This is a genomic window from Bradyrhizobium sp. MV1.5, assembly GCF_055807615.1.
In genome coordinates this window covers 184,222-206,788 of sequence record NZ_JBVVPL010000009.1, presented here as the reverse complement: position 1 = coordinate 206,788, position 22,567 = coordinate 184,222, and the positions used below count along the sequence as shown (strand labels likewise).

Sequence of the window (22,567 nt, the reverse complement as noted above, 5' to 3'; positions counted from 1 at the left end):
AAAAAAATGCCCCACATCGAGCCTCACTCCCGCTCGGCCAATTAAGCAAAGCCCTCGCAAGCGGGAGAGGTGCACCGAACGCGCGGTCAGGTTTGAACATAATCATTCTCAATCGAAGAGGTTGGCGAGGCGCTGCTTCATCTGGTCGGCGATGTAGAGCGCGAGGGCCTGGATGGTGGACGTCGGGTTGACCCCGCCCGAGGTGACGAAGATGCTGCCGTCAACGATAAAGAGGTTTTTCACGTCGTGCGAGCGGCCCCATTCGTTGACGACGGAGCGTTCGGGGTCGGTGCCCATCCGTGCCGTCCCGAGCAGGTGCCAGCCGCCCCACGGGATCGGCGAGTTGACGCAGATGTCGCTCGCTCCGGCGGTTTCGAGAATCTCCCGCCCGCGCGCCAGCGCATGCTCCATCATCTTCCGGCTGTTCTCGCTGATCGTGTAGTCGATCCTCGGCGCGGGAATGCCGTGGCTGTCCTTCAAGAGCGGATCGAGCGTGACCTGGTTATGCTCCTCCGGCAGGTCCTCGCAGATCGCGGAAAATCCGAGCCTGTGGCCGTTGAGCTTGCGGAAGACGCGGTGATGATCGGCGCCCCACGGCAGAATGCCCTTCTGCTCGCTGACGACAGCCTCGAACACCGGTCCGGCGCCGCGCACGAACTGAACGCCGTAGCCGCGCACGAAGCCCCGCGACGGGTCGGTGTCGTACCACTCCTTGCTCCACAGGCAGGTCGGCGGCGCGCGATTGCTGTCGGTCGGCTCCTTCACATAACCGTAGATCTGCGCATAGGGATGGAACATCAGGTTCTTGCCGACGAGGCCAGACGAATTGGCAAGCCCGTTCGGAAAGCGGTTCGAAGCCGAATTCAGCAGCAGCCGCGGCGTGCCGACGCCATTGCAGGCGATGATGACGACATGCGCCGGCTGGAATTGCTCGACGCCGTCCTTGTCGTAATAGACCACACCGGTGGCCATGCCGTTCTCGTCGGTGGTGATCTCGCGCACCCGGCAGTGCGTCCGCAGCTCGACGCCGGCGCGGACCGCGTGCGGCCAATAGGTGATGTCGGTGGAGGATTTAGCGCCTTGCGCGCAGGCCGGCGTGCAATGGCCGAGATTGATGCAGCGCGCGCGGCCCTCGTAGTCCATGGTCGCGACCGTCGTATCCGACGGCCACCAGTGCCAGCCGAGCTTGTTCATGGCCTTGCCGATGATGGCGCCGGACAATCCGAGCGGCTGTTGTGGCATCGGCGGATGCGTCAGTGGCGACAGCGGATCGCCCGAGAGGCCGGACGTGCCCATCATCCGGTCGTTCTCTTCGAAGAACGGGGTCAGCGCGTCGTAGTCGATCGGCCAGTCGTCGGCGACGCCGTCGAGCGTCCTCACCTTGAAATCGGAGGGATGCAAACGCGGCCAGTGCGCGGTGTACATCACTGTCGAGCCGCCGACTGCATTGTAGTTGACGACCTTGATCGGCGAATTGTCGTCGTTGATCGGATAGTCCTCGGGCCGACCGCGGACGTTGGGGCTGGACGACCACTCGCCGTAGAACTTGGCCTCCCAGTCCCGGCCCGTGCTGGGATATTCCGCCGGGTTCATCCAGCCGCCCTGCTCCAGGCAGAGAATGTGCATTTTGGTCTCGGCCAGCGACCACGCGACCGCCGCGCCTGAAGCGCCGGCGCCGATGATCAGGACGTCCACGGGGTCTTTCATCGCGAAATTTTCCTCCCTTCGCCGCTTCCCGGGCGATTCGGCCTCCGCTCCGCAAGGCCGGCGAACGATAGGATCAGAGCGACGGCCGAGTAAAGCCACGGGGCCGGAATGTCGCACTTCGCGGGGCGCAGACCATTGGTATCGCCACATCCGGATGCTAGGAACAAGGCGAACGAGCCATCGATAGCGAGACCTTATGTCCTTCCGAAAATCCTTTGCCAGCGCCCGCGCTTTTGCGCTCGTTTCCTTTATTGCCCTGTCCGGATTTCTGGGCACCTCCGGCCCCGCCTCCGCGCTGACCGCCGCCGCGACGGTCCGCGACGGCAACGCCGTCCAGCTCGGCGACGTCACCTATCGTCTCGACGGCGTAGACGCGCCCGAGCTGGACCAGGTCTGCATCGACGATCATGCCGATCCCTGGACCTGCGGCATCGAGGCCCGCGACCAGCTCGCCAAGCTGATTGGCAAGCGATCGGTGCGTTGCGACGATGTCGGACCGGAAAAGAGCTTCGGCAAGCGGCACCGCGCGATCTGCACGGCCGAAGGCGACAAGACCAGCTTGAACGAGCAGCTGGTCAAGCTGGGCTTTGCAATCGCCCGCGAGCCGGTCAAGGCGAACGTCAAGTCGGCCGCGGCCGACGCGAAATCAACCTCCGCCGGAATCTGGAAGGGCTGCTTTGTTGCACCGCAAGAATTCCGCACCGGCAAGAAGGACGGCGCGCTCCTTGGCGCCGCCTGCCGCGCCGACCGCGACAAGGAGATTCGCGCGGCGCTGTTCCCCGAAAATCTGACGATGCCACCGAGCTGTGGCATCAAGGGCAAGCTTGCGGTGCGCGCGCGCGTGACCGGCAATATCGGCATCTACCATTTACGCGGCTGCCCGAGCTACCCCGCGACGACCAAGCCGGACCGCTGGTTCTGCTCGGAGGAGGACGCCCAGGCCGCGGGCTTCCGCAAGGCCTACAACTGCCGGCGGCCGAAATAACCAAGCCCATCACGCAGCCGTGAGCGCCAGCCGGAGACAGTATTCATCCGGAATTGAACTCTATCGGGAGTTGCTGCATTTGTAAGCGTACGCAAGCGCTTTGCGCGAGCGTTTCCTTGGCGGCAATCCGGCTCCGGCCCGATTGCTTTGCTCGGGCGTTTCCTCCCTAGACTTGGGCCGCTTGTCACAACAAGCGGCTCTTCTTTTTTGCACAATGCGCTAGTGGCGCATCGGCACGATCTGATCCATCGCCGGCATGTTCGCATTCAGATGCGCCATGATCCAGACGGTGCCACCGACCACCAGGAACACGACCAGCAGCCCGAACGCGAGCGCCAGCACGTTGTTGGTGTTGTCGGGGCCGGTGGTGATGTGCAGAAAGAACACGAGGTGCACGCCCATCTGCGCGATCGCCAGCACGATCAGCGCGACGGGAATGGAAGGCTGCCAGACCAGATCGGTGCCGGCGATGAAGAACGAGGTCGCCGTCAGCAGCAGGGCGAGAACAAGACCCACCACGTAGCCGAGGACGCGCGTGCCGACACTGTGTTGCTCCTCGTCGCCCGGCGCAAGGTCATGACCGGCCGGCATGTGCGTCTGATCGCTCATACGCCACTCCCAAGCAAATAGACGACGGAGAAGACTCCGACCCAGACGATGTCGAGTGCATGCCAGAACAACGCAAAGCACATCATCCGGCGCAGCACGTCGGCACGAAAACCCTTCGCAGAGACCTGGGCCATCATGGTGAGGAGCCACAATATGCCGGCCGAGACGTGGAGGCCGTGGCAGCCGACGAGGGAGAAGAACGCAGTCAGGAACGCGCTGCGCGATGGGCCATCGCCTCGCGCGACGAGATCGGCGAACTCGCGAAACTCAATGACCAGAAAGATGAGGCCGAGCAAACAGGTCACGGCCATCCCGAGATAGAACCAGAACCGATTGCGCACATCGGCGGCGATGCTGGCCATGCCGCAGGTGAAGCTCGACAGCAGCAGGCAGACCGTCTCGATCGCAACGTTTCGCTGATCGAATATCTCCGAACCCTTCGGGCCGCCGGCGGTCTGGTCGGCCAGCACCGCATAGGCCGCGAAGAAGCAGGAGAACATCACGATGTCGGAGAGCAGGAAGATCCAGAAGCCATAGGCGGTCACGATGCGCTTCGGCGCTGGGCCGGGATGCTCGATGACGAGCCCGATGTGATGCGGATCGGCGTGTGCACGGCCGGTGGTTGCGGTCATTGACATCAGACTGTCCCCGCCATGCTGACAAGACTGCGCCGCTCCTCGAGATTGACGCGGTCTATTGCAGCGACTTCGTCGGCCGGAATGACGTATTCGTCATGGTCACGCCAGGCGAACACGACGAAGGTCGCGAACGCTCCGATGCCGCCCAAAATCACCATCCACCAGATGTGCCAGATCAGCGCAAAGCCCATGACCGTGGCGAAGAACGCGCAGACAAAGCCGGTCGGCGAATTCCTGGGCATCTCGATGTCATGATACTCGGGCGCATCATGATCGAGCGATTGCTGCTGGCCACGTGTCTTAATGTCCCAGTAGGCATCCTCGCCGCGCACATCGGGATTGAAAGCGAAGTTGAAAACCGGTGGCGGCGACGACGTCGCCCATTCCAGCGAACGGCCGTCCCAAGGGTCGCCAGTGCGATCGCGCAGGGCCTCGCGGTTGCGGATGCTGACCACGATCTGCATGATCTGACAGATCACGCCGATCGTCAGCACGGCCATACCGACGGCTGCAACCAGCATCCAGGGCCGCCACGCCGCGACGTCGTAGTGCTGCATGCGCCGCGTCATTCCGAGCATGCCGGCGACGTAGAGCGGGATGAAGGTGACATAGAAGCCGAGAAAAGTGAACCAGAACGCAAGCTTGCCCCAGCGGTCGTCGAGGCGAAAGCCGAACGCTTTGGGGAACCAGTACTCGAACCCCGCGAAGGCGCCGAACAGCACGCCGCCGATGATGACGTTGTGGAAGTGCGCGACCAGGAACATGCTGTTGTGGAGGACGAAATCGGCCGGCGGCACCGCGACCAGCACGCCCGTCAATCCGCCGATGATGAAGGTGACCATGAAGCCTATCGACCACAGCATCGGCGTCTCGAAGCGGATGCGGCCGCCATACATCGTGAACAGCCAGTTGTAGATCTTCACCCCGGTCGGTATCGCGATGATCATGCTGGCGATGCCGAAGATGGCGTTGACGTCGGGGCCCGCGCCCATCGTGAAGAAGTGATGCAGCCAGACCATGAAGGAGATGACGCAGATCGCCATCGTCGCCAGCACCATCGAGCGATAGCCGAACAGCGCCTTGCCCGAGAAGGTCGAGACCACCTCGGAGAAGATGCCGAAGGCCGGCAGCACCAGGATGTAGACCTCGGGATGCCCCCAGGCCCAGATCAGGTTCATGAACATCATGACATTGCCGCCGGCCTCATTGGTGAAGAAGTGGAAGCCGAGATAGCGGTCGAGCAGCAGCATCGCGAGGGTGGCGGTCAGAATCGGGAAGGCCGCGACGATGAGGAGGTTCGAGGCCAGTGTGGTCCAGCAGAACATCGGCATGCGCAGATAGTTCATGCCCTTGGTGCGCAGCTTCAGCACCGTCGTCACGAGATTGATGCCAGCCACCAGCGTGCCGACGCCGGAGATCTGCAGCGACCACGCGTAATAGTCGACGCCGACGCCGGGCGAGTAGGACAGTTCCGACAGCGGCGGAAACGCGAGCCAACCGGTGCGGGCGAACTCGCCTATCACGAGCGAAAGATTGACCAGCAGTGCACCGGTCGCGGTCAGCCAGAAGCCGACCGAATTGAGCGTCGGGAAAGCGACATCTCGTACGCCAAGCTGGAGCGGCACGATGAGATTCATCAGCCCGATGACGAACGGCATCGCCACGAAGAAGATCATGATGGTGCCGTGCGCAGAGAATATTTGGTTGTAGTGCTCCGGCGGCAGATAGCCTTGTGACTGGTAGGCAACCGCCTGCTGGATCCGCATCATGATGGCGTCGCTGCCGCCGCGCAGCAGCATCACCGAGGCCAGCAGCATATACATCACGCCGATGCGCTTGTGGTCGACGCTGGTGATCCATTCGTGCCAGAGATAGGGCAGATGCCCCTTCACCACGACCCAGGCCAGCACGGCGAGAATCCCGACCAGCACCACCGCGCCTGCGATCAGGGGGATCGGCTGATCGAACGGAATGGCCGACCAATCGAGCTTACCGAGCATCATGGCCTCCACTGTGCGACCGGCCTGCTTCGGATGCGAGCTCTGGGCCCGGTCCCGGCGGAATGTGCTGGGTCGCGATCAGGTCGAACAGCCGGGGATCGTCGAGCCTGTAGGTCGGCCTGCCCTTTTCGATGCCCTGCTGCATCAACTTCTTGTAGCTGTCCTCATTGAGGACGGCACCGCTCTTCGCCGTGGTCGCGACCCAGTCCGGAAAGGCGAGCGGAGAGATCACGTTGACGTCGAACATCATGTCCGGAAAGCCGTCGCCGGAGAAATGCGCCGACAGTCCCTGGAGCTTGCCTTCGTTGTCGGCGCGCAGGTTCAGCTTCGTCACCATGCCGTTCATGGTGTAGATCATGCTGCCGAGCTGCGGGATGAAGAACACGTTCATCACGCTCGACGACGTCAGCTGGAAATTCAGTTCGGCGCCGGCCGGCACCGTCAGGGTGTTGACGGTGGCGATGCGCTGGTCCGGATAGATGAAGAGCCATTTCCAGTCGAGCGAGACGGCCTGGATGCGCACCGGGCTGCCGGTGCCGGGCACGGGTGCCGCGGGATCGAGCTGGTGCGAGCCGATCCAGGCCACGCCGCCGAGCAGGATCACGGTGAGCGCGGGGATCGCCCACACCACCATTTCCACCCGCCCCGAATAGACGAACTCCGGTTGAAAGCGCGCCTTTGGATTGGATGCGCGAAACCAGAACGCAAAGGCCAAAATCGCGAAAATGGTCGGCACCACGATCGCGAGCATGATGAAGACGGAATCGACCAGGATGGTGCTGTTGGCCGCAGCCACAGGCCCTTGTGGATCGAGCAGATTCATCGGCAAGCCACTGGCGGTTGGGAAGCCCCGGGACAGAGCCTAGCGCGGGAAAGGCTCCGCAACAAACGCGATCGCGCGAGGTCGGTTCCTAACGGCGCGGGGCGATCGTTCGCCCTTCTCGCGCGGCGGCATGCAATTCCATGCGATGTCAATGACATGAAAGCGGGAGCCCGGCCCTTCTCGCCGCTCGGGGCGATTGCTAGACTGCACGAAAATGTTTGGGGTGAAACGATATGCAGGGGCCCGAGGACGATCCCGGTCTCGCCGGCAAGGTGGCGCTGGTCAGCGGCCGCGGCGCTGCGGGCGACGGCATTGGCAATGGCCGCGCCGCCGCAATTCTACTGGCTCGCGCCGGCGCCAAAGTGCTGGTGGCCGATCGCGACCTCAAGCTCGCCGAACGTCACGCGACAAGCGCCCGAACGCGAGTCACAAGAACACTAGCAAGGAAAGGAAACACAGGGATGGCCCGCCTGCCCTATCTCGAGGCCGACCAGGTCGCGCCAGAATATCGCGACATGCTCAAGCGCAACACCAATCTGCACAAGCTGCTGGTCAATTCGCCGGAGATGGCGCGTGCCTTTAACGGCATCGGCGGCTACATTCGCTTCAAGAGCAAGCTCGATCCACGGCTGCGGGAGCTTGCGATCCTCCAGGTCGGCTGGATGGAGAAATCGGAATACGAATTCACTCACCATGTGAAGATCGGCAAGGAATTCGGCGTCACCGATGATGATATCGCCGGCCTGATTGCCGAGACCGACGGCGAGCCCTCGACGCTCGAGCCACAGGCGAAGGCGATCCTGAAAGGTGCCCGCGAGATGGTACGCGAGCTCGCGATGTCGGACGCAACCTTTGCAGAGATCAGGCAGCATCTCTCGGACGAGCACATGGTCGACCTCGTGCTGACCATCGCCTTCTATTGCGGCGTGGTGCGCGTGCTCGCCACCATGAAGATTGACAACGAGCCGTATTACAAAGAGGTACTCCAGCAGTGCCCGATCCCGGGAGTGAACTGACATGCGCTTGAAGGACAAGGTTGCGATCGTCGTGGGCGCCGGCCAGAGCCCCGGCGAAGGCATGGGCAATGGCCGCGCCACTGCTCTGACCTTCGCGCGCGAGGGCGCCAAGGTGCTCTGCGTCGATCATCATCTGGAATCGGCGCAGGAGACCGCCGCCATGATCGCGGCGAACCATGGCACCGCCGCGGCGTTCAAGGCCGACGTCACAAAGTCCGCTGACATCAAGGCGATGGTCGCGGAGGCGCAGGCGCGCTGGGGCCGGATCGACGTGCTGCACAACAATGTCGGCGTCAGCCTGTCCGGCGGCGACGCCGAGCTGCTGCAAATTACCGAGGAGGCCTTCGACCGCGTCGTCGCCATCAATCTGAAGAGCTGCATTCTGGCGGCGAAAGAGGTGATCCCGATCATGCGCGTGCAGAACAGCGGCGTGATCATCAACATCTCCTCGATGGCGGCCATCACCACCTACCCTTACGTCGCCTACAAGGCGACGAAGTCGGCGATGATCGCCTTTACCGAACAGCTCGCCTACCAGAACGCGGAATACGGCATCCGCGCCAACGTCATCCTGCCGGGCCTGATGAACACGCCGATGGCGGTCGACACCCGCGCCCGCGAATGGCACAAGACCCGCGCCGAAGTCGAAGCCGAACGCGACAGCAAGGTGCCGCTTCGCAGGAAGATGGGCACAGGCTGGGACGTCGCGAATGCCGCGCTGTTCCTGGCCTCGGACGAGGCGAATTTCATCACCGGTGTGACCTTGCCGGTGGATGGCGGAGCGAGTGTGAGACGGGGGTAGGCACCGCAAGCACGCTGCTCTTCCTTCTCCCTTGCGGCCCTCACCCGTCTCGCCGCTGCGCGGCGAGCCACCCTCTCCCGCAAGGGGCGAGGGTACACCTTCATCGCGGCACGCTTGTCACCCGCCAGATCGTCCCGTTGCCATCCTCCGACACCAGCAGCGATCCATCCTTCGCCACGGCCACACCAACCGGCCGCCCCCACACCTCGGTGTCGCTCACCACGAATCCCGTAACGAAATCCTCGTACTCACCGGTCGGCTTGCCGTCCTTCATTCGGATTCGGATCACCTTGTAGCCGGTGCGCTTCGACCGGTTCCAGGAGCCGTGCTCGGCCGCGAAAGCATCGCCCCGATACTCGGACGGAAACTGCGTGCCCTGATAGAAGGTCATGCCGAGCGAGGCCGAGTGCGGCTGCACCAGCACATCAGGCACCGTCACCTTGTCCTTGAGGTCCGGCCGCGCGCCGGCGTGGCGCGGGTCTTCATTGCCGCCGATATAGAACCACGGCCAGCCGTAGAACGCGCCTTCCTTCACGCTGGTGACGTAATCAGGCACGAGATCGTCGCCGAGTCCGTCGCGCTCGTTGGTCGAGCACCAGGGCAGCCCGGTCTGCGGCTGGACCGCGAGCCCGACACAGTTGCGGATTCCGGTGGCGTAAATCTTCCGCTCCTTACCATCAGGGTTGAAGGCGAGCACGGTGGCGCGTTCGGTCTCGCTGGCCCAGGCCGCACCGAGCGGTTGCGCTTTCGACCAGGCTTCCATTCCACCCGGCGGCGTGCCCATGCCCTCGGCGACATTGCTGAGCGAGCCGACCGATACCAGCATGCGCTTGTTGTCGGGCGTGAACACGATGTCGCGGGTGGAATGACCGCCGTCATGCGGCAGGCTCGCCACGATCGTCTCCGCCTTGCCGCGCGCCTTGAGATCGCCGGCCTGATAGGGAAAGCGGACGACGCTGTCGGTGTTGGCAACGTAGACCCATTGCGGATTGTCGCCGTTTGGGAAGAAGGCGATGCCGAACGGCTGCCGCAGTCCGGCAGCGAACACCTCGTTGGTCGCGACCTTGCCGCCGTCGCCGGCGCGCAACACGCGGATGTTGCCCGCGCGCGTCTCGGCGACGAAGACATCGCCGTTCGGCGCCACGCGCACGATGCGCGGGGCGCGCAGACCCTCGGCGAACAGCTCGATCTTGAAGCCGGCCGGCACCTGAAGCGCGCCCTCCGGCGGGCGCGGCACCACGCGCGACGAACTCGCAACCGACCGGGTAGCCCCGGGCCTGACCAGATCCTGCGGCCGGATCAACCTGACCGTGCCGGGCTTGTCGGCCTGCCAACCGCCATAGGCGTCCTTGCCTTGCAGCACTGGCTCGGACTGCGCGCAGGTCGCGACCGCGACCAGCCACCCTGCGGACATCGCCACGAACGAAATCCTGTTCTTCACGTCGTTTCCTCCCGGCCGTTACATCTGGCGCATCAACGCCGATTGGCGCGCAAACGTTCTGCGACAGGTCAAATGCCTGCCGAATCCCACGTCAGCTCATGCCCGCACGATGTGCATCAGCCGCAGCCCATCCTACTGGAAAATGCGGCTGATCGGTGCGACACATTGTAAGGGCGGGACCGCCGGTTGCGGTCATCAAGCTGCGGCATTGGTGTCGCATCTGTTGGGGTGGTCATGTGGGGATCCATCATATCGGAATGGGCGAGCCTGCTGCTCCGCTGGTTGCACGTGGTCGCCGCGATCGCCTGGATCGGCAGTTCCTTCTATTTCATCGCCCTCGACCTCAGCCTCAAGCCTGACAGCGATCTGCCGGACGGCGTGCAGGGGGAGGCCTGGCAGGTCCATGGCGGCGGCTTCTACCGGATCATGAAATACCTGGTCGCGCCCGCCCAGATGCCGGACGAGCTGACCTGGTTCAAATGGGAGGCCTACACCACCTGGCTGTCCGGTTTCGCGCTGATGGTGGTGGTGTATTATCTCGAAGCCGATTTGTTCCTGGTCGACAAGTCGATCCTCGACCTCATGCCATTCCAGGCCGGCCTGTTCAGCCTCTGCAGCCTGGCGCTGGCATGGCTGCTCTATGAAGCCGCCTGCCGTACCGGGCTCGCGCAACGCGAGCTGCCCTTCGCCATCGGCGGCTATCTGTTCCTGGTCGCATTGACCTATGCTTTCACCCACGTGCTGAGCGGTCGCGGCGCCTTCAACCAGATCGGGGCGATCATCGGCACCATCATGGTCGCCAACGTCTTCACGCTGATCATCCCGAACCAGAAAAAGATCGCGGCCAGCCTGATCGCAGGACAGGCGCCCGATCCAAAGCTCGGCAAGTCAAGCAAGGAGCGCTCGGTCCACAACAACTATCTGACGCTGCCTGTCGTCGTGCTGATGATCAGCAACCATTATCCCCTGCTCTACGCCACGCGCTTCAACTGGATCATCGTCGCGATTATCCTGGGATTGGGACCGGTGATCCGTCACTTCTTCAACGAGGGTCATGCCGGACGCAAATCGCCGTGGTGGGTGTGGGGCATCGCAGCGGCGGGCGTGATCGCGATCCTCTTCCTCTCTGCGGCCGGCCCGCGCGAGCTCAAGACAAGCGCGCTGTCAGCGCAGCCGACGCTTGCCAATGTCGAGGAGATCGTGATGTCCCGCTGCAGCATGTGCCACGCCGCCGAGCCGGTCTGGGCCGGCATCGTCACCGCGCCGAAGGGCATCTTGCTCGACGCGCCCGAGCACATCCATCGCAACATCCGCCTGATCGGCCGCGTCGCTGCCTGGTCCAATGCGATGCCGCCGGGCAACATCACCGAAATGACCAGCGAGGAGCGCGCCATCCTCGCCGCCTATATCGAGCAGGCGCGCTGACGCCATCACCCGTCGATATCGGCTTTCGCGGAACGAAATTTCTGCATGTCCCGCCGATTTGAAAATGACTTGAACGCTTATCCGGCGTAGACAGAAGCAGTGGCCCGGCGCGGCCTCAAGTCAGTTTGCATGCGGGGAAAGAACAGTGGCCCTCAAGAACGTCATCGGTATCGACCACGCCGTGGTCATGGTTCAGGACCTCGACAAAGCCGCCGAGAACTACCGGCAGCTCGGCTTCACCATCTCGCCGCGCGGCACCCACAGCGCGCATATGGGCACCGGCAACTACACCATCATGTTCGACCCGGATTATATGGAGCTGCTCGGCGTGCTCGCCGCGACCGAGCACAATGCACCGGCGCGTGCCTTCCTCGACCAGCGCGGCGAAGGCATCGAGCGCATCGCCTTCACTGCGGTCGATTCCGCCGCCGGCGCGGAGGAAATCCGCGCGCGGGGCCTGGAGCCGATCGGCCCGACCGATTTCGAACGGCCTGTGACGCTGCCTGATGGCACGATCTCGGCGGCGAAATTCCGCACCTTCATGTGGCCGACCGCGGGAGCGCCCGGCGGCGTGCGCATTTTCGCCTGCCAGCACAAGACGCGCGAGACGGTGTGGATTCCCGAGCTGATGAAGCACGCCAATGCGGCCAAGCGCATCAAGCAGACATTGATCGCGACGCCCGATCCCGCGAAGGACGCCTCGCATCTGGGACGGCTGATCGACCGCGAGCCGAAGGCCGAGGCCGACGGCGCGGTGACCGTGCCCTCCGGTGGCGATCGTGCCGATTTCGTTTACTTGACGCTGGAGCAGCTCGGCAAACGCTATCCCGGCGTGCCGCTCGCGGGTCTTTCCGAACGCGGTGGCGCTGCCCTGGTGCTCGTGAGCGGCGATCTCGCGGCCACCGAGAAGGCGCTTGGCTCGGCAGCGGTGCGCAGCGGGCCTGCGATCTGCGTGCCGCCGGCCAAGGCGAACGGCACCCTGCTCGCCTTTGTTGCCGGCTGATTTGAACTAATTCTTTAACAAGCTGTCGCCCGGCGATGCCGCCGAGATCGCGATGCGCAAGGACTTTCCCAAAGACTAGTTCGAGGCGCGCCTGCCGCCGGACTTCCCCTGCTGCCTGGACGAGGAGTCCGTCGGCGCATCCAGAAAGACCACCGGTGTGCCGCGCTTGACGTGTTCGCCCAGTGCGCGCACGTCCCAATTGGTCAGCCTGACGCAGCCATGCGACGCGGACTTGCTGACCCTGTCGGGCTCCGCCGTTCCGTGGATGCCGTAACCCTGTGCGGACAAGCCGATCCAGTATGCTCCCACCGGATTGTTCGGGCCCGGCTGAACATCGAACGGCTTTTTCGATTTGACGCTTCTGAACTTGTAGTCGGGGTTGTAGTGATAGACCGGATTCTCGTGCGTGCTGGTGATCTTGAGCGTACCGCTCGGCGTCGGACGATCCGGACTTCCGATTGACGCGGGATAGAAGGCGATCAGGGTGCCGCCCCCATCGAATGCTTTCAGCGTGCCGTTCTTCTTGTCGATCTCGAGCCGCGCAACATCTGGTAGCTCGCTTCGTGCAGAGACATTCGCAACGGTAATCGTCTCTCCAGCCTTGTCGAAGGACTTACCGGGATTGAGCGTCCGAAGCAGGTCTCCGCTCATGTGGAATTTCTCGGCAAGCCCTTCGAGCGGACTGGTGTAGCTCAGCGCCTTCAGCGGCTTCATGTCATCAAGCTTGCCGGGCAGCTCCTTCAGAAACGGGCCCTTCACATCGGAATCCGTGATCTTGTATTCGATGAGGACGGGGCCTTCGCTCGCTGCATTCAACTTGTCCCAAAGCTCCGGTGCGATCATTTTGTCGGATGCAACGCCGTTCTGCTCGGCGAATGCCTTCAGCGCCTTCTGCGCGTTCTCGCCGAGCTTGCCGTCGATCTCCCCGGGCGAGAACCGGGCACGATCGAGCAGAATCTGAAGCTTCACGATTGCGGCGTTGAGCTTGTCGCTAGCAGGTGGCTTGGCGGGACGCGCAGCATCGTTCACCGCTGCTGCATCGAGATTGCCCGCAAGCGCCGGAGAGATCACCGACAGCGAAATCACCGCCCCAAGCATCCACCGCATCATCTCGTTCGTCCCAATTCGCCGTGCCCGCAAATTCGCGGAGAAAAGAGTTTCCCGGCGGGAACACCGTAGTAACACCGGCGGAACCGACGAGACCGCAGCTTTGCCGCAATCGCAGGGTTAAGAACTCCTTAGCGCCGGCGCACCGCTGGCCGTTCACCCACAGTTCGAGGTTGCTCCAGCAAATGCGATTTGTCGTCGCGGCTTGCGCCGCGTTCATGATTCTGATGTGCGACTTCGATCCGTCGGCGTCCCGCCAAACATCAGCTTTCGACCACACCGTTCTTCAAAACACTCAGGCCTCGCCACTTGTTCCCGTGGTCGAGCTGTTCCTCGCAAGCGTGCAGGCCCTCGAGCTCGCCAATGCGCGTGCGGCCTATGAGGAGACACCCGAGCCGCCCGATACGGTTGAACCCATCGCGCAGGCGCCGGCTTCGCCGACGGAGCGATTCTGCCACGCGCTTCGTGGCGCTGCCGAAGCCAGCGGCATTCCCGTGCCGTTCTTCGCGCGCCTGATCTGGCAGGAGAGCCGCTTCAAGTCGAACGAAGTCAGCCAGGCCGGCGCGCAGGGCGTCGCACAGTTCATGCCGGAAACGGCAGCCGAGGTCGGGCTGGATGATCCGTTCGATGCGATGAAGGCGCTGCCGGCGTCGGCCAAATTCCTGCGCAAGCTGCGCGACGATTTCGGCAATCTCGGCCTTGCCGCAGCCGCCTACAACGCAGGTCCCGGCCGGATCCAGAAATGGCTCGCCAAAGAGAGCGAGCTGCCGCGCGAGACACGCGACTATGTCCGCATCATCACCGGCACCAAGGCCGAGGACTGGACCGAACGCGCGGAAGCCCTCGCGATCCGGATCGACCTGCCGCGCGAAGCTCCATGCGAGGGCATCGGCAGCCTGTCCAAGACCAAAGACGTCGCCTGGGTTCCGGTGAACCTGACGCCCTCGGTCACGACCATCATTCGCAAGGCGGAGCAACTGGCGGTGCGGTTGACGGCCAGCCGCGCACGCAGGCGCCTCGCGTCCCTGATCCGGAAGAGCACCCACGGCAAGGCACGCAGCATGATCGCCGCGCGCGCGGCGGGAAAGAGCGCCAAGGCCCGCGCCATCCGTTTTGCGGCGCGCGAACGATCTTCGGGCTGATACGAATCCGGAAGCCGCTCGATGGAGCGGCTTCCGGTGGTCCGCGATCAGTTGAAACGTTAGCTAATTGACCTACGCTATGCGCCGCCTGCACGGAACCAGCGATGCCATCGAAAAGCGCCGGGATCATTGCCTATCGGAAGCGCCTGGAGGTCGAGGTCCTGCTCGTTCATCCCGGAGGACCGTTCTGGCGCAACAAGGACCTCGGTGCATGGTCGATCCCGAAGGGCGAGTATGCGGACGGAGAAGACGCAGAGATCGCCGCGCGACGGGAGTTTGCGGAGGAGCTTCGACTTGAGCTGTCCACGCCGCTGACTTCGCTTGGTCAGGTCAAGCAGCGCGGCGGCAAGGTCGTCTCCGCGTTCGCGGCCGAGTTCGACGACGATTTGCGCAGCATTCGCAGCAACACTTTCGAGATGGAATGGCCGCCGCGCAGCGGCAAACGTCAGACCTTCCCGGAGGTCGACCGTGCAGAATGGTTCACGCTCGCGGAAGCGCACGAGAAGATCAACGCCGGACAGCGCCCGCTGCTCGAGCGGCTGGCGGAGGTGGTCGGCAGCACGCCAAGCAGACGCGCTACTCCGCCTTGATGTTCGCGGCCGCCACGACTTCGGCGAGCTCCCTGGTCTCATTCGCGATCTTGGCGGCGTAGTCGGCCGGACTCAGCACGCTGACGACGCCCTGCGTCACTAGCCGCTCCCGTAACACTGGATCGTTGGCGGCGGCGACGATCTCCCGATGCAGCATCTCCAGCGTCGGCGCGGGCGTTGCTTTCGGCATGAAGAAGCCGACCCAGAACGAGATGTCGAAGCCGGGATAGCCGGCCTCCGCGACGGTCGGCACATCCGGCAGCGCCGGCAGCCGCTCGGCTGAGGACACCGCGAGCGCGCGCAGCTTGCCGGCCTTCACCAGCGGCACGGCGGACAAGGGATCGAACACCGCCAGGACCTCCTGCGCGAGGATGCCGACCTCGGACGCAGCACCGCCGCGATAGGGCACATGGATCATCTTGACGCCGGCCTTCTGGCTGAGCAGCTCCATGGCGAGATGGGCGAGGTTGCCGTTGCCGCCCGAGCCGTAGGCAAGCGCGCCGGGCGCAGCCTTTGCCGCCGCGACGAGATCGGCGACGGTGTTGATGTTGGCCGTCTTGGGATTCTCCGGATTGACCACGAGCACGAGCGGCGCGGACACGACGGTGGTGAGCGGCGCAAAGTCTTTTTCCGGGTCGTAGCGGATATCCCTGAACAGCGTCTTGTTGAGCGTGATGGTGGAGGAGTTGCAGGCCAGCATCGTGTAGCCGTCGCCTTCCGCATGCGCGACGCCTTCGGCGGCGATCATGCCGTTGGCGCCGGCGCGGTTCTCGACCACGAAGGCTTGCCCGAGCTTGTTGCCCAGCCGATCGGCGACGATGCGCGCGACGACGTCGACCGGGCCGCCCGCGCTGAAGCCGACCATGATCTTGACCGGCCGCACCGGATATTTTTGTGCGAAGGCCCCTGTCGTCGCGCACAATCCGGCGACGATCGCCAGCAGGCGAAGCGTTCGTTGCATTCGTTCTCTCCCCAGGCGACTCAGGCCTCTTTTGCATGAGGCGGCGCATTCGCAGATCATGATGAGCGGACGCGCCGGATTTCGCAATCGCGTTTGCAGCCTGGCATTCCGTCGCGCGGCGCGTCGGAGCAGCTTCAAAACAAAAACACGAAAACAACCCCATGCACAGTAGCCGGCACTTGCGAAATCAAGGACTTGCAAGAACAAGGACTCGCACGAACAAGGATTTGCACGAACGAGGATTGCGCGCTTTGCAATCTTCGTTTGACTCGTCGGGCAAAACACTGGCAGAATACCATCATCGCAACATTCGCCAGCGTCCACGCCGCCCGACCACGGGGCGCCTCGCGGCAATTGCGCATAAGCCCTTCATCAACATCCCGAAAATCCCACAGGCGCGCAGCGAGCGATCGATATCGCGCGCAATGCGCCCGCGCGGGCAAAGGACACAGCACATGACGACATCTGCGAAACGCCACAGCACGCTGCCGGTTGCGGCAAACGATCGCAGCGGCCCCGCCGCGAGCCCGCGGGTCAAGCTCTACAAGCGGCGGATTGCGATCCGCCATGCCGACCCGCAAGCCGGCGAACGGTTACTCGCCGAGGCGCTCGGCGCCGCCGACCGCGACGCGCTGCATGGTCTGCTCAGCCAATTGGTGAAGGCCAGCGTGATCGGGCGCAAGCCCGATGAAGCCAACCTCGCCTTCCTGATCTCGCTGGTGAAGAATATCGCGCCGAAGGACTCGATCGAGGCCATGCTCGCAGTGCAGATGGTGTCCGTTCACGCCGCAGCGATGCGCTCCGCCTGCCGCCTCGGCCTCACCGACGACATTCCGCAGCAGGAGAGCCTCACACGCGCCCTGACCCGGCTGGCCCGCACCTTCGCAAGCCAGATCGAGGCACTGAGCCGGCACCGCAACAACGGCGAGCGCGCGATCACGGTCCGGAATTTGTCGGTGCAGGACGGCGGCAGGGCGATCGTGGGCAACGTCACGCAACACGCGAGCATGATCGTCGCGGAGCCGAACGTTGCGACGGCCGCAGGACCAGTCCCGCCGCGCGAGGCCGGCGAATACGAACGGGCCGAATCCAGACACGGCGCCAGCGCATGAGCGGCGATCACATCCGCAACACGAGCGCGATGTGGACGAGCCCGCGTTGCGGCGCCGAAACGCGACGCGGCACCACCTGCCGCGCGCCCGCAGTGCACGGCAAGTCCCGCTGCCGCATGCACGGCGGCGCACGGAAATCAGGCGCGCCGCAGGGAAATCAGAATGCGCGGACGCATGGCGCATTCACGGGCGATGCGGTCGCGGAACGAAGGCAGGTTCGCGAGGTGCTGGATGATGCGTTGAAGCTACTTGGGGAGCTGTCGTCGGTTGCCGAATAGATTCTCAAGGCAAGCCAGCGTAGATCGCAATCGTTGTTGACGGACACGCTTGCAGAGACCCGCAACAGATGCCCTGTAGACTTGCACCGTGAGTCATTTCTTAAGTCTGTGAGGGCTTTGGTCCGCTGCGCCATCACGAGCGGACAAGCTCGGCGCCAGCCTGGAAGTCGGCTGAGGGTCACAAGCCGTCTTCAACCGCATGCACGCGGCGGGTCGGCTATGGGCCAAGAGCGGAAGTCAATTTCAAGCGCCCAACAAAGGTAAGGTGTGCTGGTTGATTGACCGGCTGAAACCTGCAACGGTCATTTGCTCAACCCCTCGTTGATCGGAGACGAGCATATGGGTCAGACATTAGAGTTATTCTGCTTCATCGCACTGCTAGGGCTCGCGTCTGGTGGCTCTGCATTAGCAGCAGATCCGCCGAAGGAAGGCAGCTACGATTACACGGCCTGCTGGTCCGGCGCGAACAACGTGATTACATTCTCAAAAACCCACACTGCATCTAGTTTTGAAATGACCGGCACTACCCGCAGCAATCCTCCCGAGGGCATGTTTGATAAGAACACCTTCAGATGCGTTGGCATGAACGCTTCGCTTGACGGAAAATTCACAGGGTCCACTGTGTGCGAGACGGTAGATGTCGACGGAGACAAACGCCTGGCATATTTCTCGCTCGCAAGTGACGGCAGTCTCACCCGAGAAAACGTTTCAGGCACCGGAAAATACGAAGGCATGAAGGCAAGCGGCACAGTCCACCCCTTAGGGCCTTTTCCGGTCGTGAAAGCGGGAACGTTTCAGGACTGCAATCATCAGACCGGCACCTACAAGCTGAAGTAAGCCAGAAGCGACATATCCGCTTTTGGTCGGGCATGTTGAAAGTCCTCTTTCCGATAAGAATCGATTTTATAAAGCCGCTGATACACCTGGCGTCAATCAGGCTCTGGGACTGCTTCAATCTGAGCGAATGCCTTTGCCCGAATTATGGGACCCGAAGGTATTCCACGACGAAGCGTCGAACGATTGTTGCTTTTGCGCTCATCGCCGAATCTCAGCTGTAATCGCTATCTTGTTTTCCGGGTGCCAGCCATATCCGCGTCAAGTCGGCGGACAGCGGTTAAGATCGCGGAGGCAATGAGATGTTTTCAGCAAGAGCCGCGGCCATGTTGCTTGGCTTAACGATGCTACTGAGGCCGGTACTTGCACGTGACGATGGCCGATACGACCACTCTCCGCTGAAGTCGTGGTTTGAAAGCTTGCAGAGCGAATTTGGAAAGTGCTGTACCGATGCCGATGGATATATCGTGTCCGACGCCGATTGGGAGTCCAGTCGGGGCCGTTACCGCGTCCTCATTGACGGCGAATGGGTGCTCGTACCTGACGGTGCGGTTGTCACACAACCAAACCGCTTCGGCCGTACAATGGTCTGGAGGCATTACATAGACGGTCATCCGCGCGTCCGATGCTTCATGCCTGGCATCATGACTTGACTTCACTTTCAAGGTGCTCCCGACATCGCAATTCGCGACGCCGCGCAATTTCGCGCCAAGACCTACCCGACCTCTTTCACGGCGAAAAACCGCGCGTCTATCCAGACGCGGCAAGGCTGTCTACGATCGCGATCAAGAGAATAATGACACTTACTTCGTCTTCTGCGGCAAGGTCATGTTCGTCTTTACCAAGACGCCGGCGGGGTTCCTTTTTACCGATGTCGGCGCGAATGACTGATCAGGCAACAATGCTATCCACTGCTGCCGACGTATGATCGGCGCCTTGCTCGGCGACGTATTGGATACCGCAACCCGGGCGATGGGCCGCACTCGTCAACGGAAAGACTCACCGCGAGCACAACGAGTCGGCTCGGCTCCCCATTAACGGACACGCAACGGACAGCGGCGACTTGGCCTTCGAGTCACAAGCGGTCCTCACCACCTGCGCCCGGCGGGTCAGCGATGGGACCTGAGCGGACTTGGTCTACCCAGCAGGGTCTGTTTCGCCACGGCGGCTAAAGGCAATGCAATCGTGGCAAGGCCCCGCGGACACGGAATTATTGGCTTGCCGCGGCAGCAGCGGTCGCCGCATATTTCGTGTAGAAATCGGCGACCCGGCCGCGCCACATGCCGACGAACGCCTCTGACGTTACGTTGTCCACCGATTTCCAGGTGCGCTTGAACGCGGGAAGTACATTGCCCCAGATCGCGCGTTTGCACCACCTCTCGCCCTTCTCCTTGCCTTCGCTGGTGGCGCACATGGATTTCCAGGCGGTGCGAGCGGGCCGGCTGATGTGCTCAGCGGCGCCTTCCCAGCCCTGCTGATGGATCAGGTAAAGATCGCTCATGTCCGGCGTCCGGTGCGTGATCCACTCGAACTGGACGCCTTCGGTAATGATTTTGTAGGCGGCCGCAACGGCGTTGTCCCGCGGATTGCGAATCTGCCCGAAGCCGAACTTCCCGAACTCATAGAGGCTCAGTTGAAACAGGCCGATATAGGACCCGGTACGTTGATTGGGGTTAAAACCGGATTCGATCTTGGCAACCGCCATCATGAAATTGAAATCGAGACCAAACGCGTCGGAGACGCGTTTGATCTCCTCGGCCGGCGTTCCGACCGGAATGTCCTTGAACGCACGCAAGACGATCTCCGCCGGTTTGTCGACGGGCGGCAGTTCGGACCAGACGTAGTAGACCAGATAGCGGAAATCCTGCGTCGACGCCCCTTTCGGAGCATCGTCAGACGCACCGCGTTCTGCCAGCACCGGCCGGACGATATCCTGTCCCAACGACGCCAATTTCGGTGCGACGGGTTCATCGACGATCTCGGCTCCGGTGCTCAACGATCCGGAACGTGCTGACGACGCCGCACCAAGCTCTGCTCTTTCTGCTCGAAGCGCTGCCGCAAGTCTGGCGGATGCCTCGGCGTACAAGGTAGGCGTCACCATATGCGCAGGAGCCATCATGTTCGCTGCCGCTTTCGGCGTGCCATCCGGCTCCGTCGCAGCCGGCTTGTTTCCGCCGGCCAGATAGAGTCCCACGGATCCGATGACACACAGGATGAAGCTGCCCTGCAAACCCTTCATTGCCCGAGGTCCACGGATGGCTTCTCTACGAAGGGTGTCCGCATGTTTCCTGCGCCCTGTGGTGAGCCTTCTTCGTAAAATCTTAAGGTTTAAATGTGGTGAACGAGAGCAGACTTCTGCCTCGCCACGTATGATCACAAGTGGCACCTGGCGGGAGACGCCCGCGGGTTCGGCTATGGGTCACAAGCGGTCTCCACCGCCTGCGCCCGGCGGATCAGCTATGGGCCAACAAGAGACGTCGCTATGAGAACACGTTGGCGGGAATCCAAAGAATATACTTCAATAGGCGTTCTGCCGAGCTCCCTTGATGAGTATTATGCTGCGATCAGGTCAAGCTCGCAGTGCGTGGGGTCCAATGTATATTCGCCAGATTGTTTTCGCCGTCGTGCTGCTCGGCGCTTTGGTTTGGTTCGGGCCTGCTACAGCTGAAGATGGCTTCCCAGCAGCGGAGTGGGAGCGCGTCGCCCCCGCAGAATTGGGCTGGTCAGAGACCGAATTGGCCCAAGCGCGATTCTTTTCGGATCAGATTCACTCGAGCGCGGTTGTGATCGTTCAGCACGGAAAGGTGGTGGCCGAGTGGGGCAATACGACGAAGCCAATGGAACTCGCTTCAATCCGCAAGAGCCTGCTCAGCGCCCTGATCGGCATCGCAGTGTCGGATCACCTGATCAAGCTCGACAGCACGCTTGGCGAACTCGGCATCGACGATAATCCGCCTGGTTTGACCGGGATAGAGAAGAGCGCGACGGTGCGCGAACTCCTCGAAGCGCGTTCCGGGGTCTACCACGCGGCGCTTTATGAGACGCCGGACATGGCCAAGATGAGACCGCCGCGCGGCAGCCACCCTCCCGGCACCTTCTGGTATTACAACAATTGGGACTTCAACGTGCTAGGCACGATCTACGAGCACGCAACTGGCACCGACATCTTCGAGGCGCTCGACCAAAAGATCGCAAAGCCAATCGGCATGCAGGACTACCGGCAACAGGATGGCAGCTACGTCCGCGGCGAAGCGTCTATCCACCCCGCCTATGCGATCCGCATGAGCGCACGGGACTTGGCGCGTTTTGGACTTCTCTATCTACATAAAGGCAATTGGGCCGGACACCAGATCGTGCCGCGGGAGTGGGTGGAAGAGAGCACGCGCAGCTATTCGAAAGCAGTGTTCGGGATGGGCTATGGCTATCTCTGGTGGATCGGTTTTCTGGGTGGTGACGTTGCGCCTACGGTGACTTTGCCCGAGGGCAGCTTTATGGCCCAAGGTGCCGGCGGCCAATACGCCTTAGTCGTACCCGCACTCGACCTTGTCGTGGTGCATCGTGTCGACCGCGATGCGCCTTACGTTGAACCTTCATTTCGTAACATGGCCAGACTCTTTTGGCTCATCCTGAAGGCCGATGGCTATAATCCGGGACCCGACGCCTCGCTCGCCGCAGCAACCGGCGAAAGACCGAGAGGTGAGACCTTGGCCGCAAATTTCAAGGGCAAGACGATCAGCTTCGGTCCGAAGCTCAAGAATGGTCCGTTATCCATGCGATTCGAGCCCGACGGCCGGATGACTTATCCGCACTGGGACGAGTCGTTTGGACCTGCAACCGGGACATGGGCCGTCGCGGGGGATAAGCTCTGTATCTTGATCTCGGCTGCTAGACGTCGTTGCTACATCCCAGTGCTGAACGGCGAGCAGATTGAGTTGTTCGACGAGCTTGGCGTCATGCAAATCGCCGGGGTGGCGCTGCCTCAGTGATCTGCAAGCAGCAATCGGCTCGCGACGTCCGTTCAGGGTCGATAGCGCCGGTTTCGGCCGTGGGCAGTCAGGGCCGGTCTACCTTCAACTTCGGACATGACCGAGCAC

General features: G+C 62.5%; 21 protein-coding genes. 12 read left to right on the top strand and 9 right to left on the bottom strand.

The window, feature by feature from the left end:
• Window positions 1-108: 108 nt before the first annotated feature.
• The gene (locus AC0L2J_RS12095; protein ID WP_473389911.1) at window positions 109-1,707 is read right to left on the bottom strand and encodes a GMC family oxidoreductase; all 1,599 of its coding nucleotides are present in this window, start codon (window positions 1,705-1,707) and stop codon (window positions 109-111) included.
• 196 nt (window positions 1,708-1,903) lie between these two features.
• Here AC0L2J_RS12095 and AC0L2J_RS12090 point away from each other — a divergent pair, with 196 nt between their 5' ends.
• Window positions 1,904-2,692, top strand: a complete 789-nt coding sequence (locus tag AC0L2J_RS12090) for a thermonuclease family protein (RefSeq protein WP_007607601.1) — start codon at window positions 1,904-1,906, stop codon at window positions 2,690-2,692.
• Between the two features lie 219 nt (window positions 2,693-2,911).
• On the opposite strand, the gene cyoD is transcribed toward AC0L2J_RS12090, so the two are convergent.
• From cyoD to AC0L2J_RS12070, 4 genes are read right to left on the bottom strand one after another with little or no spacing between them, the layout of a single operon-like run.
• On the bottom strand, window positions 2,912-3,301 hold the full coding sequence (gene cyoD / locus AC0L2J_RS12085; protein WP_007607599.1) for a cytochrome o ubiquinol oxidase subunit IV: 390 nt from the start codon (window positions 3,299-3,301) through the stop codon (window positions 2,912-2,914).
• Window positions 3,298-3,939 carry a cytochrome (ubi)quinol oxidase subunit III gene (locus tag AC0L2J_RS12080; RefSeq protein ID WP_007607598.1) on the bottom strand — a complete coding sequence of 214 codons (642 nt, stop codon included), beginning with the start codon at window positions 3,937-3,939 and terminating at the stop codon, window positions 3,298-3,300. The genes cyoD and AC0L2J_RS12080 overlap by 4 nt, the downstream gene beginning before the upstream one ends.
• Entirely contained in the window at window positions 3,939-5,939 is a 2,001-nt protein-coding gene (gene cyoB, locus AC0L2J_RS12075) for a cytochrome o ubiquinol oxidase subunit I (RefSeq protein WP_473389923.1), read from the bottom strand. The genes AC0L2J_RS12080 and cyoB overlap by 1 nt, the downstream gene beginning before the upstream one ends.
• Complete coding sequence (locus AC0L2J_RS12070) at window positions 5,929-6,762, bottom strand: cytochrome ubiquinol oxidase subunit II family protein (RefSeq protein ID WP_007607596.1); 834 nt, start codon at window positions 6,760-6,762, stop codon at window positions 5,929-5,931. The genes cyoB and AC0L2J_RS12070 overlap by 11 nt, the downstream gene beginning before the upstream one ends.
• Before the next feature lie 233 nt (window positions 6,763-6,995).
• Between AC0L2J_RS12070 and AC0L2J_RS12065 the strand changes: the two genes are divergently transcribed.
• Complete coding sequence (locus tag AC0L2J_RS12065) at window positions 6,996-7,778, top strand: carboxymuconolactone decarboxylase family protein (protein ID WP_473389901.1); 783 nt, start codon at window positions 6,996-6,998, stop codon at window positions 7,776-7,778.
• Between the two features lies 1 nt (window position 7,779).
• Window positions 7,780-8,580: an SDR family NAD(P)-dependent oxidoreductase gene (locus tag AC0L2J_RS12060; protein ID WP_473247678.1), complete on the top strand. Its 801-nt coding sequence runs from the start codon at window positions 7,780-7,782 to the stop codon at window positions 8,578-8,580.
• Window positions 8,581-8,680: 100 nt separating this feature from the next.
• Here the strand turns inward: AC0L2J_RS12060 and AC0L2J_RS12055 are convergent, their stop codons facing one another.
• A complete protein-coding gene (locus tag AC0L2J_RS12055; RefSeq protein WP_473389896.1) occupies window positions 8,681-10,021 on the bottom strand; it encodes a PQQ-dependent sugar dehydrogenase in 1,341 nt (446 codons plus the stop codon).
• A 234-nt stretch (window positions 10,022-10,255) separates the two neighbouring features.
• On the opposite strand from AC0L2J_RS12055, the gene AC0L2J_RS12050 reads away from it, so the two are divergent.
• Together AC0L2J_RS12050 and AC0L2J_RS12045 are read left to right on the top strand one after the other, a co-directional pair.
• Window positions 10,256-11,446 carry a urate hydroxylase PuuD gene (locus AC0L2J_RS12050; protein ID WP_473389892.1) on the top strand — a complete coding sequence of 397 codons (1,191 nt, stop codon included), beginning with the start codon at window positions 10,256-10,258 and terminating at the stop codon, window positions 11,444-11,446.
• Window positions 11,447-11,591: 145 nt separating this feature from the next.
• On the top strand, window positions 11,592-12,449 hold the full coding sequence (locus tag AC0L2J_RS12045) for a VOC family protein (protein WP_473389888.1): 858 nt from the start codon (window positions 11,592-11,594) through the stop codon (window positions 12,447-12,449).
• A gap of 75 nt (window positions 12,450-12,524) precedes the next feature.
• On the opposite strand, the gene AC0L2J_RS12040 is transcribed toward AC0L2J_RS12045, so the two are convergent.
• On the bottom strand, window positions 12,525-13,559 hold the full coding sequence (locus tag AC0L2J_RS12040; RefSeq protein WP_473389884.1) for a L,D-transpeptidase family protein: 1,035 nt from the start codon (window positions 13,557-13,559) through the stop codon (window positions 12,525-12,527).
• Window positions 13,560-13,741: 182 nt separating this feature from the next.
• Here AC0L2J_RS12040 and AC0L2J_RS12035 point away from each other — a divergent pair, with 182 nt between their 5' ends.
• Both AC0L2J_RS12035 and AC0L2J_RS12030 read left to right on the top strand, forming a co-directional pair.
• Window positions 13,742-14,698 carry a lytic transglycosylase domain-containing protein gene (locus tag AC0L2J_RS12035; RefSeq protein WP_473389881.1) on the top strand — a complete coding sequence of 319 codons (957 nt, stop codon included), beginning with the start codon at window positions 13,742-13,744 and terminating at the stop codon, window positions 14,696-14,698.
• A gap of 104 nt (window positions 14,699-14,802) precedes the next feature.
• A complete protein-coding gene (locus AC0L2J_RS12030; protein ID WP_473389877.1) occupies window positions 14,803-15,288 on the top strand; it encodes an NUDIX hydrolase in 486 nt (161 codons plus the stop codon).
• Here AC0L2J_RS12030 and AC0L2J_RS12025 read toward each other — a convergent pair.
• Window positions 15,275-16,249 carry a Bug family tripartite tricarboxylate transporter substrate binding protein gene (locus AC0L2J_RS12025; RefSeq protein ID WP_473389874.1) on the bottom strand — a complete coding sequence of 325 codons (975 nt, stop codon included), beginning with the start codon at window positions 16,247-16,249 and terminating at the stop codon, window positions 15,275-15,277. The two genes, AC0L2J_RS12030 and AC0L2J_RS12025, sit on opposite strands and share 14 nt — an antisense overlap.
• A 455-nt stretch (window positions 16,250-16,704) precedes the next feature.
• On the opposite strand from AC0L2J_RS12025, the gene AC0L2J_RS12020 reads away from it, so the two are divergent.
• From AC0L2J_RS12020 to AC0L2J_RS12005, 4 genes are all read left to right on the top strand, one after another.
• On the top strand, window positions 16,705-17,361 hold the full coding sequence (locus tag AC0L2J_RS12020; protein ID WP_473389870.1) for a hypothetical protein: 657 nt from the start codon (window positions 16,705-16,707) through the stop codon (window positions 17,359-17,361).
• Window positions 17,358-17,639, top strand: a complete 282-nt coding sequence (locus AC0L2J_RS12015; RefSeq protein ID WP_473389867.1) for an HGGxSTG domain-containing protein — start codon at window positions 17,358-17,360, stop codon at window positions 17,637-17,639. The genes AC0L2J_RS12020 and AC0L2J_RS12015 overlap by 4 nt, the downstream gene beginning before the upstream one ends.
• A 339-nt stretch (window positions 17,640-17,978) precedes the next feature.
• Window positions 17,979-18,476, top strand: coding sequence for a hypothetical protein (locus AC0L2J_RS12010; RefSeq protein WP_473389864.1), 498 nt, complete (start codon window positions 17,979-17,981; stop codon window positions 18,474-18,476).
• A gap of 299 nt (window positions 18,477-18,775) precedes the next feature.
• Entirely contained in the window at window positions 18,776-19,126 is a 351-nt protein-coding gene (locus tag AC0L2J_RS12005; protein ID WP_473389861.1) for a hypothetical protein, read from the top strand.
• Between the two features lie 557 nt (window positions 19,127-19,683).
• Here the strand turns inward: AC0L2J_RS12005 and AC0L2J_RS12000 are convergent.
• A complete protein-coding gene (locus AC0L2J_RS12000) occupies window positions 19,684-20,712 on the bottom strand; it encodes a lysozyme family protein (protein WP_473247689.1) in 1,029 nt (342 codons plus the stop codon).
• 355 nt (window positions 20,713-21,067) lie between these two features.
• Between AC0L2J_RS12000 and AC0L2J_RS11995 the strand changes: the two genes are divergently transcribed.
• Window positions 21,068-22,459 carry a serine hydrolase domain-containing protein gene (locus AC0L2J_RS11995; RefSeq protein ID WP_473389859.1) on the top strand — a complete coding sequence of 464 codons (1,392 nt, stop codon included), beginning with the start codon at window positions 21,068-21,070 and terminating at the stop codon, window positions 22,457-22,459.
• Window positions 22,460-22,567 lie beyond the last annotated feature (108 nt).